Origin of the sequence: Cupriavidus sp. SIMBA_020, from assembly GCF_046535395.1 — a bacterium.
Taxonomy (GTDB): Bacteria; Pseudomonadota; Gammaproteobacteria; order Burkholderiales; family Burkholderiaceae; genus Cupriavidus; species Cupriavidus campinensis.
In genome coordinates this window covers 155,835-170,549 of sequence record NZ_JAWRWU010000001.1, presented here as the reverse complement: position 1 = coordinate 170,549, position 14,715 = coordinate 155,835, and the positions used below count along the sequence as shown (strand labels likewise).

General features: G+C 65.0%; 13 protein-coding genes. 7 read left to right on the top strand and 6 right to left on the bottom strand.

Going from position 1 to position 14,715, the window contains the following annotated elements:
* Positions 1–41: 41 nt before the first annotated feature.
* Entirely contained in the window at positions 42–1,586 is a 1,545-nt protein-coding gene (locus tag SB751_RS00800) for a protein adenylyltransferase SelO (protein WP_410747718.1), read from the bottom strand.
* Positions 1,587–1,881: 295 nt separating this feature from the next.
* Here SB751_RS00800 and SB751_RS00795 point away from each other — a divergent pair, with 295 nt between their 5' ends.
* From SB751_RS00795 to SB751_RS00770, 6 genes are all read left to right on the top strand, one after another.
* Complete coding sequence (locus tag SB751_RS00795) at positions 1,882–3,507, top strand: 3-(methylthio)propionyl-CoA ligase (protein WP_144195564.1); 1,626 nt, start codon at positions 1,882–1,884, stop codon at positions 3,505–3,507.
* Positions 3,508–3,630: 123 nt separating this feature from the next.
* Positions 3,631–4,881: a branched-chain amino acid ABC transporter substrate-binding protein gene (locus SB751_RS00790; RefSeq protein WP_144195562.1), complete on the top strand. Its 1,251-nt coding sequence runs from the start codon at positions 3,631–3,633 to the stop codon at positions 4,879–4,881.
* Between the two features lie 117 nt (positions 4,882–4,998).
* Complete coding sequence (locus SB751_RS00785; RefSeq protein WP_144195560.1) at positions 4,999–5,946, top strand: branched-chain amino acid ABC transporter permease; 948 nt, start codon at positions 4,999–5,001, stop codon at positions 5,944–5,946.
* Positions 5,947–5,949: 3 nt separating this feature from the next.
* Positions 5,950–7,263: a branched-chain amino acid ABC transporter permease gene (locus tag SB751_RS00780; RefSeq protein WP_144195558.1), complete on the top strand. Its 1,314-nt coding sequence runs from the start codon at positions 5,950–5,952 to the stop codon at positions 7,261–7,263.
* Positions 7,260–8,057 (top strand): ABC transporter ATP-binding protein, encoded by a 798-nt coding sequence (locus SB751_RS00775; RefSeq protein ID WP_244844815.1) that lies wholly within the window; start codon positions 7,260–7,262, stop codon positions 8,055–8,057. Before SB751_RS00780 ends, SB751_RS00775 begins: the two co-directional genes overlap by 4 nt.
* Complete coding sequence (locus tag SB751_RS00770) at positions 8,057–8,770, top strand: ABC transporter ATP-binding protein (RefSeq protein ID WP_144195556.1); 714 nt, start codon at positions 8,057–8,059, stop codon at positions 8,768–8,770. Before SB751_RS00775 ends, SB751_RS00770 begins: the two co-directional genes overlap by 1 nt.
* A 30-nt stretch (positions 8,771–8,800) precedes the next feature.
* Here SB751_RS00770 and SB751_RS00765 read toward each other — a convergent pair whose 3' ends face one another.
* From SB751_RS00765 to SB751_RS00745, 5 genes are all read right to left on the bottom strand, one after another.
* Positions 8,801–9,157 (bottom strand): hypothetical protein, encoded by a 357-nt coding sequence (locus SB751_RS00765; protein WP_144195554.1) that lies wholly within the window; start codon positions 9,155–9,157, stop codon positions 8,801–8,803.
* A gap of 1 nt (position 9,158) precedes the next feature.
* Entirely contained in the window at positions 9,159–9,476 is a 318-nt protein-coding gene (locus tag SB751_RS00760) for a hypothetical protein (RefSeq protein ID WP_144195552.1), read from the bottom strand.
* Positions 9,457–10,020, bottom strand: coding sequence for a hypothetical protein (locus SB751_RS00755; protein WP_144195551.1), 564 nt, complete (start codon positions 10,018–10,020; stop codon positions 9,457–9,459). The genes SB751_RS00760 and SB751_RS00755 overlap by 20 nt, the downstream gene beginning before the upstream one ends.
* 167 nt (positions 10,021–10,187) lie before the next feature.
* Complete coding sequence (locus tag SB751_RS00750; RefSeq protein ID WP_144195549.1) at positions 10,188–10,427, bottom strand: hypothetical protein; 240 nt, start codon at positions 10,425–10,427, stop codon at positions 10,188–10,190.
* 173 nt (positions 10,428–10,600) lie between these two features.
* Positions 10,601–12,100, bottom strand: a complete 1,500-nt coding sequence (locus SB751_RS00745; RefSeq protein WP_410747716.1) for an amino acid permease — start codon at positions 12,098–12,100, stop codon at positions 10,601–10,603.
* Between the two features lie 502 nt (positions 12,101–12,602).
* Here SB751_RS00745 and SB751_RS00740 point away from each other — a divergent pair.
* Positions 12,603–14,684, top strand: coding sequence for a 3-hydroxyacyl-CoA dehydrogenase NAD-binding domain-containing protein (locus SB751_RS00740; protein WP_250025246.1), 2,082 nt, complete (start codon positions 12,603–12,605; stop codon positions 14,682–14,684).
* Positions 14,685–14,715 lie beyond the last annotated feature (31 nt).

Below are 14,715 nucleotides of genomic sequence, written 5' to 3'. Positions count from 1 at the left end.
CCGCAATCCTTACAGATTCAGAAATTCACGATTCTTCGATGTCACGATGAGCAACTGACCTCGAGCCCGGACGCCCAGTCCGGCGGCAGGGCGGCATAGGCTTCCGCCTCGGGCTGCTCGTCGAATGGCCGGGACAGCACGGCCAGCAGGCGGTCCACCTCGGAGAAGTCCTTGTCGCGCGCGGCGCGGATCGCGGTTTCTGCGAGGTGGTTGCGCAGGATGTACTTCGGGTTCACGGCGAGCATGCCGGCGGCGCGCGTGGCGTCGTCGGACTGCTCGGCCTGCAGCCGGGCGCGGTACTCGGCGGCCCAGGCGTCCCAGGCGGCGCGGTCCAGGAACAGGTCACGCACCGGGGCATCCGCACTCGCATCCTTTCCCGAGATGCGGGCGAGGTTGCGCCAGAACAAGGTGTAGTCCACGCGGTTGGCGTGCAGTTCCCGGAACAGGTTGGTCAGCAGCGCCTCGTCCTCGTTTTCCTGCCCGCCCAGCGGGCGCAGGCCCAGCTTGGCGCGATAGTGGCGGAAGAAGGCGGCGGCGTAGCGGTCGCGGAACGGGTCGAGTGCCTCACGCGCAGCGGCCACCGCAGCTTCCTTGGCGGCCTCGGGATCGGCTGCGTCGGCCGCATCGGTGTCGCGCCAGAGCGGCAACAGCGCCTGCGCCAGGCAATGCAGGTTCCAGAACGCCACCTGGGGCTGCTGGCTGTAGGCGTAGCGGCCCTGCTGGTCGGAATGGTTGCAGATATGGTTGGCGTCGAAGGCGTCCAGGAAGCCGAACGGGCCGTAGTCGATGGTCAGCCCCAGGATCGACATATTGTCGGTGTTCATCACCCCATGGCAGAACCCGACGGCCTGCCAGTGCGCCACCATGTCCGCGGTGCGTAGCGAGACCTCGCGCAGCAGCGCCTGGTAGGGGTTGCCGCCGGCATCGCGGCAGGCGGGGTAGAAGCGGTCGATGACGAAATCGGCCAGCTCGCGCAGCGCGGCATGGTCCTCGCGCGCGGCAAAGTGCTCGAAATGGCCGAAGCGGATAAAGCTCGGCGCCAGGCGCGTGACCACGGCGGCGGTCTCGATGGTCTCGCGGCGCACCGGGGCGTCCGAGCCGACGATGGCCAGCGCCCGCGTCGTCGGCACGCCCAGCGCGTACATGGCCTCGGAGCACAGGTATTCGCGGATCGATGAGCGCAGCACCGCGCGGCCATCGGCCATGCGCGAGTAGGGCGTCAGGCCGCCCCCTTTCAGCTGGATTTCCCACGGGCCGTCGTCGCGCTCGGCCTCGGCCAGGCGGATGGCGCGGCCATCGCCCAGCTGCCCGGCCCAGACGCCGAACTGGTGGCCCGAGTAGACCGTGGCCAGCGGGTCGGCCCAGTCGGGCACGCGGTTGCCGATAAAGGTGTCGAGGAAATCCGGCTGGCTGGCTTCGGCGCCGATCGTCTGCGGGCTCCAGCCCAGCAGCGCGGCGGCAGCCGGCGCCACGCTGACCAGGTAGGGCGAGGGCAGCGGCGTGGGCTGCAGGCGCGTGAAGAAGCGCTCGCCCAGCGCGGCAAAGCCGGGCGCGGTGCGGAACGGTACGGGGGACTCAGGGGGCATCGACGTCCTGCTTTGCGGTCTGCGGGGGTGGATTGGGGGTGCCGAAGTGCGCTTGCAGGCTAGGGGAAAACGACATATTGAGACGCATCAGGGCACGCAGTATTGTACTTGCACCGGTTTTCCCCTGTCGGCCGAGGGGGTGTCCACCGGGGCGCCATGCCTTATCGATAGCGGACATCAATCTCGTGCATGACGTGGACGCGCATGCGGCGAGGAGCACGGGAACATTCCGCCAAAAATAAGCACGGTTGTTCGTTTTTCTCAGGCCGACCACGACAAAGACTGGAGACATTCCATGGCATTGATGGGTCAAATGATGAGCGCGCCGCTGCTCATTTCCTCCATCATCAAGCACGCTGCGCGGTATTACGCCAGCACAGAAATCGTCTCGCGGCGGACCGAGGGCGACCTCCACCGCTACACCTACCGCGACTGCGAGCTGCGGGCCCGCAAGGTGGCCCAGGCGCTCGGCGCGCTGGGCGTGCAGCAGGGTGAACGAGTCGGCACGCTGGCGTGGAACGGCTATCGCCACCTGGAGATCTACTACGGCGTCTCCGGCATGGGCGCCGTCTGCCACACCATCAATCCCCGGCTGTTCCCGGAACAGATCGCCTATATCGTCAATCACGCCGAAGACCGCTACGTGTTCTTCGACGCCACCTTCCTGCCGCTGGTGGAAGGCGTGGCCCCGCATTGCCCGAACGTAAAGGGCTGGGTGATGATGACCGACCGCGCCCACATGCCGGCCGACGCCAAGGTGCCGCTGCTCTGCTACGAGGACCTGATCGACGCGCAGGATGGCGACTACGCCTGGCCGGAATTCGACGAAAACCTGGCCTCCAGCCTTTGCTACACCTCGGGTACCACCGGCAATCCAAAGGGCGCGCTGTACTCGCACCGGTCCACGGTGCTGCACTCGTACGCATCGGCGCTGCCCGACGCACTCGGCTGCTCCGCGCGGGACGTGATCCTGCCGGTCGTGCCGATGTTCCACGTCAACGCCTGGGGTCTGCCGTACTCGGTGCCGCTGGTCGGCGCCAAGCTGGTGCTGCCGGGGGCCAAGCTGGACGGCGCCTCGCTCTACGAACTGTTCGAGCAGGAAAAGGTGACCTTTTCCGCTGGCGTGCCGACGGTCTGGCTGGGTTTGCTCCAGCATGTCAATGCGAATAATCTGAAATTCTCGACTTTCCGCCGCACCGTGATCGGCGGTTCGGCGGCGCCGCCGGCCATGATCCGCGCGCTGGAGGCGCTGGACGTGGAGGTGATCCACGCCTGGGGCATGACCGAGATGTCGCCGCTGGGCACCTCGTGCAAGCTGCTGGCCCGTCACGAAGACCTCCCCGAGGACGCGCGCCACAAGATCCTGGAGAAGCAGGGCCGGGTGATCTATGGCGTCGACATGAAGATCGTCGATGGCGAAGGCGCCGAGCTGCCGTGGGACGGCAAGGCCTTCGGCGACCTGTATGTGCGCGGTCCGTGGGTGATTTCCACCTACTTCCGCAACGACAACACGCCGCTGGTCGATGGCTGGTTCCCCACCGGGGACGTGGCGACCATCGACGAGGAAGGCTATATGCAGATCACGGACCGCAGCAAGGACGTGATCAAGTCCGGCGGCGAGTGGATTTCGTCCATCGACATCGAGAACGTGGCCGCCGCCCACCCGGCGGTGCATATGGCCGCGTGCATCTCCGCCTTTCACCCCAAATGGGACGAGCGCCCGCTGCTGGTGGTGGTCAGGCGGCCCGGCATGGACGTCACGCGCGAGGAACTGCTGGCCTTCTTCGAGGGCAAGGTGGCCAAGTGGTGGATTCCGGACGACGTGGCATTCGTCACCGAGATTCCGCTGACGGCCACCGGCAAGATGCAGAAGCTCAAGCTGCGCGACCAGTTCAAGGATTACAAGCTGCCAACCGCCTGAGCCAGCCGGCGTAGACCGGGGCCGGGTGCAATTCCGATCCATAACAGGCAGCAACAGGCAGGCGGCAACCCCGCCCGCGGCGGTTCCAATCGCCATTCGATAACGAGAGTGAAGGAGACAGGTATGACGAAGATGCGTCCGCTGGTGGCTGGTGTGGCGGTATTTGCGGCACTGGGTTCCACGCTGGTTTCGGGCATGGCGGCGGCGGATACGGTGAAGATTGCCTTCATCGATCCGCTGTCTGGGCTGATGGCCCCGGTGGGGCAGAACCAGCTCAAGAGCTGGCAGTACGTGGCGGAGGTGGCCAACCAGAAGAACTGGGCCGGCGCGCACAAGTTCGAGGTGGTGGGGTTTGACAACAAGCTGTCGCCGCAGGAAAGCCTGACCATCCTCAAGCAGGCCGTGGACCAGAACATCCGCTATATCGTGCAGGGCAACGGCTCCTCGGTGGGGCTGGCGCTCGAAGACGCGGTGGCCAAGCACAACGAACGCAATCCGGGCAAGGAAATCGTCTACCTGAACTACGCGGCGGTGGACCCGGACATGACCAACAGCAAGTGCAATTACTGGCACTTCCGGCTGGACGCCAACTCCGACATGAAGATGGAGGCCCTGACCACGTTCCTGGCCAAGGATCAGAACGTCAAGAAGGTCTACCTGATCAACCAGAACTACTCGTTCGGGCACCAGGTGGCGCGCGCCGCCAAGGACTACCTGAAGCGCAAGCGTCCGGACATCCAGATCGTGGGCGAGGACCTGCACCCGCTGGCGCAGGTCAAGGACTTCGCGCCGTATGCGGCCAAGATCAAGGCTTCGGGCGCCGATACGGTCATCACCGGCAACTGGGGCAGCGACCTGGCCCTGCTGATCAAGGCCGGCAAGGACGCCGGGCTGACCACGAACTACTACACCTACTACGCCGGCACCACGGGCGTGGCAACGGCGATGGGCGCTGCCGGCGCCGAGCGCGTCAAGTACGTGGGCTACTACAACCCGAACAACAAGGGGTTCAAGGGCTCGGACATCATCGAGGGCTTCAAAAAGAAGTACAACGACGATTTCTACGTGATGGCGTCGTACACGGGCATCGCCATGCTGAGCCAGGCGATGAAGAAGGCCAACTCCACCGATCCGGTGAAGGTGGCCCAGGCGCTCGAGGGCCTCAAGGTGGAAAGCATGAACGGCACCGTCGAGATGCGTAACACCGACCACCAGGCGCAACAGTCGCTCGTGGTGGCCACGTGGACCAAGGTGGACGGCAAGGAAGTGAAGTACGACGCCGAGAACACCGGCTATGGCTGGAAGACGGATGCGCAGCTCGACCAGTTTGTCGCCGCCCAGCCCACCTCCTGCCAGATGAAGCGCCCGGGCTGATCCGGCGCGCCACCGGCATCTGAGCGATCCGGGGCGGGACGGGTTTCCGTCTGCCCCGGATCGGCGGACAATCACGCTTTTGCGCTGGGCGCCACACGTCCCACCGAAGGACCCGCCGTGGAATTTTTCGTCATTTCGCTATTGAACGGCATCAGCTATGGGCTGCTGCTGTTCATGCTGTCATCGGGGCTCACGCTCATCTTCAGCATGATGGGCGTGCTCAATTTCGCGCATGCCAGCTTCTATATGCTGGGCGCCTACTTTGCCTACACCATCGCCAGCAAGATCGGCTTCTGGCCGGCGCTGATCCTGGCCCCGCTGCTGGTGGCCGGGGCCGGCGCGCTGGTCGAGCGCTTCGGGCTGCGCACCGTGCACAAGTTCGGTCACGTGGCCGAATTGCTATTCACGTTCGGCCTGGCCTACCTGATCGAGGAGGGCGTGAAGCTGGTCTGGGGGCTGGCCGCCGTGCCGTACCGGGTACCGCCGGAGCTGGACGGGCCGCTGTTCACCGTGTTCACCTCGTCCTTCCCCACCTACCGGGCGTTCATGATGCTGGTGTCGCTGGGCATGCTGGTGGCGATCTACCTCGTGCTGACCCGCACCCGCATCGGGCTGGTGATCCAGGCCGCACTGACGCACCCGGAGATGGTCGAGGCCCTCGGCCACAACGTGCCGCGCGTGTTCATGATGGTCTTCGGCGGCGGCGCCGCGCTGGCGGGGCTGGCAGGGGTGATCGGCGGCAATGCCTTCGTGACCGAGCCGTCGATGGCGGCGGCGGTAGGCTCCATCGTCTTCGTGGTGGCCGTGGTGGGGGGCATGGGGTCGCTGGTGGGGGCGTTCATCGCCTCGATCCTGATTGGCGTGCTGCAAACCTTCGCGGTGACGATCGACGCCTCGCTGGCCGGCCTGTTCGGCGCGCTGGGGCTCAACGTCAGCGACGCCACGCCACTGAGTTCGGTCTGGAAGCTCACGGTGGCCCAGGTGGCGCCGGTGCTGCCGTACCTGCTGCTGGTGGTGATGCTGATTTTCCGCCCACGCGGGCTCATGGGCACCCGGGAGAGCTGAGCGATGGAGACCACGACCATGCAACAGACTCCCAACGCGGTAGTGACCGGCCGCACCATGCGCTACCGCCCGCTCAACCTGGCCCGCTGGATTATCTGGGGCGCCACCGCGCTGCTGATGCTGGTGATGCCGATGATCTTCACGGGCGGCTTCGCCGTGACGCTGATGTCCCAGATGGGCATCATGATCATCTTCGCGTTGTCGTACAACATGCTGCTCGGGCAGACCGGCATGCTGTCCTTCGGCCATGCGGTCTATGCGGGCCTCGGGGCGTTCATCGCCGTGCACGTGCTGAACATGATCGGCGCCGGCAAGGTCTGGCTGCCGGTGTCGATGCTGCCGCTGGTGGGCGGGCTGGCCGGCGCGTTCTTCGGCGTGCTGTTCGGCTACGTAACGACCAAGAAATCCGGCACGACCTTCGCCATGATCACCATGGGCATCGGCGAGATGGTGTTCGCCAGCTCGCTGATGTTCCCGGACTTCTTCGGCGGCGAGGGCGGCATTTCCACGAACCGGGTGGTTGGCGACCCCTTCCTGGGCATCACCTTCGGCCCGGGCCGGCAGGTCTACTACCTGATTGCCCTCTGGTGCCTGGCCTCCATGGCGGCGATGTACGCCTGGACCCAGACCCCGCTCGGGCGCATCGCCAACGCCGTGCGCGACAACCCCGAGCGCGTGGAATTCATCGGCTACAACACCCAGCGGGTGCGATTCCTGGTTGTGATTCTTTCGGCATTTTTCGCGGGCATCGCCGGGGCCTTGTCGGCCATCAACTTCGAGATCGTGTCCGCCGAGAACGTCAGCGCGGTGCGCTCGGGCGGCGTGCTGCTGGCCGCCTTCATCGGTGGCGCGGGGGTGTTCTTCGGCCCGGTGATCGGCGCCGTGGTCTTCGTGCTGTTCGCGGTGGCGCTGTCGGACCTGACCAAGGCCTGGCTGCTCTACCTCGGCCTGTTCTTCGTGATGATGGTGATGTTCGTGCCGGGCGGCATCGCCAGCCTGCTGCTGATGCAGGTGCCGCTGCTGGCGAAGAAGCGCCTCGGGCGGATGCTGCCCAGCTACGGGCAGGCGGCCTTGGCCGGGCTGGTGCTGCTGGCGGCACTGATCCTGACCGTGGAACTGGTCTACAAGGTGCAGGTGGATAGCGCCAACGGCACCGCGATGCGGCTGTTCGGCGTGGCCTTCGACGCGGGCACGGTAGCACCCTGGATCGTCGCCGCGGCGCTCTGGGCCGTGGGCTACGTGGCGTGGCGCTGGGCGGCGGGCCGTGTGCGCGCCGAACTCGACAAGATCCAGGCGGAATTCGGAGGTCAGGCATGACGGCGGCCATGGCAGGCGGGGGCACGCCCGCGCTGGAACTTATCGACGTGCGCAAGAAGTTCGGCCAGACCGAGATCATCCGTGGCGTGACGCTGGCTATCGGACGCGGCGAGCGCCACGCGATGATCGGGCCGAACGGGGCGGGCAAGTCCACCACCTTCAACCTGATCTCGGGGCGGTTCGCGCCCAGCTCGGGCACGGTCAGGCTCAATGGCCAGCCCATCAGCGGGCTGCGTCCGTTCGAGATCAACCGGATGGGGCTGTCGCGCAGCTTCCAGATCACCAATATCTTCCACCGGCTGTCGGTGTTCGAGAATCTGCGCTGCGCGGTGCTGTGGTCGCTCGGCTACAAGTATTCGTTCTGGCACCGGCTGTCCGAGTTGCGCGATGCGCGTGAGCGGGCCGAGGAGGTGCTGGAGCTGATCGGCATGCAGCATCGGCGCCACTCGCAGGCCGGGCTGCTGACCTATGCGGAGCAGCGCGCGCTGGAGATCGGCATCACCATCGCGGGCGGCGCCGAGGTGATCCTGCTGGACGAGCCTACCGCCGGCATGAGCCGTTCGGAATCGGACCACGCGGTGGAGCTGATCCGCAAGGTCACGGTCGGCAAGACGCTGGTGATGGTGGAGCACGACATGAGCGTGGTCTTCGGCCTGGCGGACCGGATCTCGGTGCTGGTCTACGGCGAAGTCATCGCCACGGACACGCCCGAGGCCATCCGCAACAACCGCAAGGTCAAGGAAGCCTACCTGGGCACGAGCCTCGACGAACCCGTGCCGGAAGGAGCGCACTGATGGCCAAGCGCATGCTGGACGTTACCGGGCTGCACGCCTACTACGGCAAGAGCCACATCCTGCACGGCGTGGATGCCCATATCGACGAGGGCGAGATCGTGGCGCTGCTCGGCCGCAACGGGGTGGGGCGCTCGACCATGGCCAAGGCGATCCTCGGCATGGTCAAGGCCGAGGGGTCGGTGCGCTTCCGCGACGAGGAAATCCTTGGCCGCCGCACCTTCGAGATCGCCCATGCGGGCATCGGCTACGTGCCGGAGAACCGCGACATCTTCCCAAGCCTGACCGTGCGCCAGAACCTGCTGCTGGGCGAGAAGCGCAACCCGCGCCAGTCGTCGCCGCGCTGGTCGGTGAACGATATGTATCAAATGTTCCCGAGGCTGAAGGAGCGCGAGAACACGTCAGCCGGCGTGCTCTCGGGCGGCGAGCAGCAGATGCTGACCCTGTGCCGCACCCTGATGGGCGACCCCGACCTGATCCTGATCGACGAACCCACCGAAGGACTGGCGCCCATGATCGTGGCGCTGGTCGGCGACTTCCTGAAGACGCTGAAGGAGCGCGGCGTGTCAGTGCTGCTGATCGAGCAGAAACTGGCGATTGCGCTGGACATCTCCCAGCGGGTGTACGTCATGGGCCACGGCCACATCGTCTTCGAGGGCACGCCGACCGAGCTGAAGGCGAACGGGCAGGTGAGGAAGGAATGGCTGGAGGTTTGAGGGGCAATTGCAGCGCGTTTTCTTGCCTGATTAGTAGTCCATGGGCGTCCAGACCGGCCAGTCCCCCGTGAACCAGCCAATCGCGGTTGCGCCCAGCCAGGGTAGTGTCCAGGCCCAGTTGAGCCATGGGGAGCGCTGCCGGATCCAGAGACCGGCTATCGAAAACAGCCAATACCCAGCCGTCACGCCTCGCCGATAGAAATACGCTTCCGGGCTTTGAAAGCGCTCGGCTTCCCAGACTGGACTGTATGTGGGATAGCCGATCCCGGCGTCTTCGTTGAGATTGGCGGCAGCCAGGAGGAACTGGATGGCAAGGGCGAGCAGGTGGCACAGCAGCAGCCCTGTCCACGCCATCCGCAATGCACGTTCGATGTTCGACCAAGGCATGTCAAGGGTAGATGTAGGCATGCAGGACAAGGTTGGACAACAGAGGCATGCTCCATGCCCAGTTGAGCCAGCGCCGGCGCTGCGTTATCCAGAGCCCGGCCAGCGCGAACAGGAGCAGGAAAATCTGCTCGCCGCTTGACTCGGCATACGCTCGAATGTTGAGGAACCCTTGGATCTGCCAGATTGGCGGTCCGTTGTACTCGTCGGGGTGAAGTATTCCGGCTACGGTCAGCACATCGAGCAGCATGCCGGTGAGAAAGAAGGCGAGCAGAGCTGACCAGCCAATGCGACAAGCGCGTTCAGTAGCGGACCACGACATCTATGTCTTTTCCATACTTGAGGAAGGCGTCGACGAAGGATGGCATGTCGGACGTCAGGTCGATACAGCCCGCCGATCCTCGCCACCAGCCGCCGTGGATCGAAAAGCCGCCGCGTCCATGTGTGGGAGTGCCTGGGAGCGGGTCTAGCCATACGCGGCGCTTTCCCCAGGACATGACACAGCCCGGCCACGTTCCGCTGTACTTCACGATGCCAAGCGTTCGAACTATGCATCGTCGACGGTCGGACCAGGGATAGTTCTCCCATCGTTGCAGACGCTCCTGTCTTGCAACGTAACGGCCTTCTGGAATGGGCCCCACATCCGCCCTTGTCTGATGTTCCTTGCCTGTGAAGCCCGGCTTGCCAGACGCCGCATGCCATGCGAGACGTAAGCCATCTTCGGCCCACGTTAGCCGTTTGCCGTCGAAACCGAGCGTTGCACGGCGAGACTCAATACGACGCATTGTCTCTTCGAGCCCGAGCAGGCGCACGATCGCTTCTGTATCCCGGCCTGATGCGCCGCCAATACCGAGCCTGCGATCCATCAGGTTTCGAAATTCCGACGCTAGGCTCGCGTCTCCATCAATCTCCCGGGCAATCTCTCTGGCGTCCACATTGGCTCCCGCACAAATGAACGCCCAATCTACTGGCCTCATTGCCGGCCGCTTTGCGCCGGATCAACCGCTCCAACACTGTCTCAAACCGCAACAACCTACTTCCGTCGCCCTCCGCCTGCGCGGCTTTTCGCTTTAGCGCGCTTCTTCGCGGGAGCCGCCGGAGTGAGGGCCGCCAGCCAGGCGTCGGTTGTGGCTTTCATCATGGCGGATGTGGCCAGCGTGGTCTGGCGTTTGGCTTCGGCGGTCGCCCGGCCCCGGGCGGCGCCCGCCGCGGCGTTGGCGCCGCTTAGCCACATGCTCAGCATGGGGTTTTTCTTCAGCCAGGGGTTTTTCATCGTCGGCTCCTTGGGTTGCGTCGATCAATCGTCGATCAATGGTCGATCAACAAGGAGCCGGGGCGCACGATGCGTGCCAGAGCGGGAAGCCGCCGGGCGTGGTGGGGGGGCCGGGGTGATGTTGCAGAATCGCCCGACCGATCCGGCCACGCCTTGTAATGGTGGCGGCAGCCTTACTGCTTTTCCGCGTTCGGCAGGTCGAACGGCATATCCTCATAGTCGATCAACCGGGTCTTCCTGACGAGCCGGTAGCCGATCCACAGTGCCAGGAACATCGGCACGCCGATATAGGTCGCCAGGATCTCCGGCCAGCGGTTGGGGATATCGGCGAACGCCTGGTAATTCTGGCCGGCCACGATCACCACGCACAGCACGCCGGCGAAGATCGGGCCGAAGGGGTAGAGGGGCGACCGGTACGCGAGGTCGCTGACGCTGTAGCCCTGGTAGATCAACCCGCGCCGGAAGCGGTAGTGGCTCAGGGCGATGCCGAGCCAGGCGAAGAAGCCGGTCATGGCCGAGGTATTGAGCAGCCACAGGTACACCGCCTTGTCGCCAAACAGCGAACTGAAGAAGCACAGCGCGCCGATGCCGGTGGTGACCAGCAGCGCGTTGAACGGCACGCCGTTCGGCGTGAGCCGGGCGAACATGCGCGGGGCGCGGCCGCTGACGGCCAGGCCGTACAGGATGCGGGTGGAGACATACATGCTCGAGGTGCCCGCAGACAGCAGCGCCGTCAGCACCACCGCGTTCATCAGCCCCGCCGCGAAGGCCAGCCCGGCGTGGCGGAACACCAGCGCGAACGGGCTCACGCCCACGTCGGTCACGTCGTTGCGCAGCAGGCTCGGGTCGGTGTAGGGAATCAGCACGCCGATGATCAGGATCGCCAGCACATAGAACAGCAGGATGCGCCAGAAGGTCTGGCGGATGGCGCGCGGCAGCGTGCGGGCCGGGTCGGCGGCCTCGCCGGCGGCCACGCCCACGGTCTCGGTGCCCTGGAACGAGAATCCGGCAATCATCGCCACGGCGAACATCCCCGGCACCCCGCCAACGAACGGCGCCTCGCCCGTGGTGAAGTTGTGCCAGCCCGACTGCGGCCCGCCGTTCATGATGCCGAAGATCATCAGCACGCCCACGCCGAGGAAGACCACCACCGTGACCACCTTGATCAGCGCGAACCAGTATTCGGCCTCGCCGAAGCCGCGCACCGAAAACGCGTTGAGCGCGAACATCAGCGTCAGGAAGCCGCCGCTCCAGGCCATGCCCGGCACGTCCGGGAACCAGTACTGCATGACGAGCTGGGCGGCAGTCAGCTCCACGGCAATCGTTACGGCCAGGCTGAACCAGTAGTTCCAGCCGAGCGCAAAGCCGAAGCCTTCCTCGACGTAGACCGCGCTATAGGTGACAAACGAGCCCGCCACGGGCATGTGCACGGCCAGTTCGCCCAGGCTGGTCATCAGGCAATAGACCATCAGGCCGATCAGGCAGTAGGCGAGCAGGGCGCCGCCGGGGCCGGACTGGGCGATCGAGGCACCGGAGGCCACGAACAGCCCCGTGCCGATGGCCCCGCCGAGGGCGATCATGGTCAGGTGGCGCGCCTTGAGCTTGCGGCGCAGGTCGTCGTGCTCGACGACGGGATGTTGATGCGGATGTGGGTGCGAATGAGAGGAAGACATCAGGTAGACACAGGGTCGCTGCAACGTCAGGGAATACCGGCGGCCTCGTAAGCCGGCCGGGGCGCGCGGGGACGCCATACCCGTAAAAATGAAAAGGCGCGAGTCTAACCTGTCCTTTTTAGTGGATTCGAGTGCGGCGTCAAATAAAGTCGAACCCGGGCGGCAGGGTGGGTGAAAAGTGCCTCTGCCGCCATGACGGACATCAAACGGGCTGATTCCCTACGGGTTCCCCCTGAGGGTTTCGGCACGCTGCGAGGCTCACCATGAACGCCGGATGGAGCGGCCATAAAGCCCGCGCATGACACGGAATCCATCGCAGAAAATTGAAATTGAACGACCGTGCTATTTTGTGTATGCTTGATCCGCTTTCGGGTCCGACAGCCCGTGGAGCAAGGGATTGCGGGGTGAGGAGACATTTCACGACACCGCCGCGCAAGGCCCCGGCAGTTACCAAAATTCGAGAATTCGAATCCCGAGATAACCAAAGACCAAAGGAACCAGCATGACAGCGCAGTATCAGGTTCAGGACGGCGTTGCCGTCATCACGCTCGACAATCCCCCCGTCAACGGCCTGGGTCACAGCACCCGGCTGGGCATCGTCGAAGGCTTGACCCGTGCGCTGGACGATGCGGCCGTCAAGGCCGTCGTCATCACCGGCGCCGGCAAGGCTTTCTCGGGCGGCGCCGACATCCGCGAATTCAACACGCCGAAGGCCACGCAGGAGCCGACGCTGCATTCGGTGATCCGCGCCGTGGAGGCATCCTCCAAGCCGGTCGTGGCCGCGATTCACTCGGTGGCCATGGGTGGCGGGCTGGAACTGGCCCTGGGCTGTAACTACCGCGTGGCCGCCAAGGGCGCGCAGATCGCGCTGCCTGAAGTGAAGCTGGGCCTGCTGCCCGGCGCCGGTGGCACGCAGCGCCTGCCGCGCGTGATCGGCCTGGAGCATGCGCTGAACATGATCGTCTCGGGCACGGCCATACCGTCCGAGAAGTTTGCCGGTTCGAAGCTGTTCGATGAAATTGTTGACGGTGACGTGCTGCCCGCCGCCATCAAGTTCGCCCAGAACGTTGGCGCGGCCCCCGGCCCGTACCCGAAGGTGCGCGACCTCAAGGTCCGTCACGAGAACGCCGAGGGCTTCCTGGCCTTCGCCAAGAACACCGTGGCTGCCGTGGCCAAGAACTTCCCCGCGCCGCTGAAGTGCGTGGAGGCCGTGGCTGCCTCGCTCAAGCCGTTCGAGCAGGGCCTGAAGGCAGAGCGCGAAGGCTTCATGTACCTGGTCGGCACGCCGGAATCGCGCGCGCTGCGCCATGCCTTCTTCGGCGAGCGCGCCGCCAGCAAGATCCCCGATGTGTCCAGCGATACGCCGGTGCGCAAGATCGAGCGCGTGGCCGTGATCGGCGCTGGCACCATGGGCGGCGGCATCACCATGAACTTCCTGAACGCGGGTATTCCGGTGACGATGCTGGAAACCAAGCAGGAAGCGCTGGACCGTGGCGTGGCCACGATCCGCAAGAACTACGAGAACAGCGCCAAGAAGGGCAAGCTCACGCAGGAGAAGGTCGAGCAGCGCATGGGCCTGCTGAACACCACGCTGTCCTATGACGACATCAAGGACGCCGACATGGTCATCGAGGCCGTGTTCGAGGAAATGGGCGTCAAGGAAATCGTGTTCAAGAAGCTGGACGAAGTGATGAAGCCCGGTGCGATCCTGGCCTCCAACACCTCCACGCTGGACGTGAACAAGATTGCCTCGTTCACCAAGCGTCCGCAGGACGTGGTGGGCATGCACTTCTTCAGCCCGGCCAACGTCATGAAGCTGCTGGAAGTGGTGCGTGGCGCCCAAACCGGCAAGGACGTGCTGGCCACAGTGATGCAGATCGCCAAGAAGATCAAGAAGACGGCCGTGGTGTCCGGCGTGTGCGACGGCTTCATCGGCAACCGCATGATCGAGCAGTACAGCCGCCAGGCCGGCTACCTGCTGGACGAAGGCGCGCTGCCCGAGCAGGTGGACAAGGCCATCGAGAAGTTCGGCTTTGCCATGGGCCCGTTCCGCATGGGCGACCTGGCCGGCAACGACATCGGCTGGGCTATCCGCAAGCGCCGCGCCGTGGACAAGCCGGACATCCAGTACTCGAAGACCGCCGACAAGCTCTGCGAGCTGGGCCGCTTCGGCCAGAAGACCGGCGCCGGCTGGTACGACTACAAGCCGGGCGACCGCAAGCCGTACCCGAACCAGCAGGTCAACGACATGATCGTCGAGCACTCGAAGGCGCTCGGACTCACGCGCCGCAAGATTTCCGACGAGGAGATCGTGGAGCGCCTGGTGTTCGCGCTGGTCAACGAGGGCGCCAAGATCCTGGACGAGGGCATTGCCTCGAAGGCGTCCGACATCGACATGGTCTACCTGACCGGCTACGGCTTCCCGCTGTTCCGCGGCGGCCCGATGCTGTACGCAGACCAGGTTGGCCTGTTCAACGTGGTCCAGGCCATGCAGCGCTACGCCAAGGGTTACCACGGCGAAGCCTGGAAGCCGGCCGCGCTGCTGACCAAGCTGGCCGACGAGGGCAAGGGCTTCAACGGCTGACCAGCCATTCATATCGATAGCAGATAGCGTG

Coding starts and splice junctions, on each gene's coding strand:
- SB751_RS00800 (WP_410747718.1), bottom strand. CDS start 1,586: ATGCCCCCTGAGTCCCCCGTACCGTTCCGCACCGCGCCCGGCTTTGCC.
- SB751_RS00795 (WP_144195564.1), top strand. CDS start 1,882: ATGGCATTGATGGGTCAAATGATGAGCGCGCCGCTGCTCATTTCCTCC.
- SB751_RS00790 (WP_144195562.1), top strand. CDS start 3,631: ATGACGAAGATGCGTCCGCTGGTGGCTGGTGTGGCGGTATTTGCGGCA.
- SB751_RS00780 (WP_144195558.1), top strand. CDS start 5,950: ATGGAGACCACGACCATGCAACAGACTCCCAACGCGGTAGTGACCGGC.
- SB751_RS00775 (WP_244844815.1), top strand. CDS start 7,260: ATGACGGCGGCCATGGCAGGCGGGGGCACGCCCGCGCTGGAACTTATC.
- SB751_RS00770 (WP_144195556.1), top strand. CDS start 8,057: ATGGCCAAGCGCATGCTGGACGTTACCGGGCTGCACGCCTACTACGGC.
- SB751_RS00765 (WP_144195554.1), bottom strand. CDS start 9,157: ATGCCTTGGTCGAACATCGAACGTGCATTGCGGATGGCGTGGACAGGG.
- SB751_RS00760 (WP_144195552.1), bottom strand. CDS start 9,476: ATGTCGTGGTCCGCTACTGAACGCGCTTGTCGCATTGGCTGGTCAGCT.
- SB751_RS00755 (WP_144195551.1), bottom strand. CDS start 10,020: ATGGATCGCAGGCTCGGTATTGGCGGCGCATCAGGCCGGGATACAGAA.
- SB751_RS00750 (WP_144195549.1), bottom strand. CDS start 10,427: ATGAAAAACCCCTGGCTGAAGAAAAACCCCATGCTGAGCATGTGGCTA.
- SB751_RS00745 (WP_410747716.1), bottom strand. CDS start 12,100: ATGTCTTCCTCTCATTCGCACCCACATCCGCATCAACATCCCGTCGTC.
- SB751_RS00740 (WP_250025246.1), top strand. CDS start 12,603: ATGACAGCGCAGTATCAGGTTCAGGACGGCGTTGCCGTCATCACGCTC.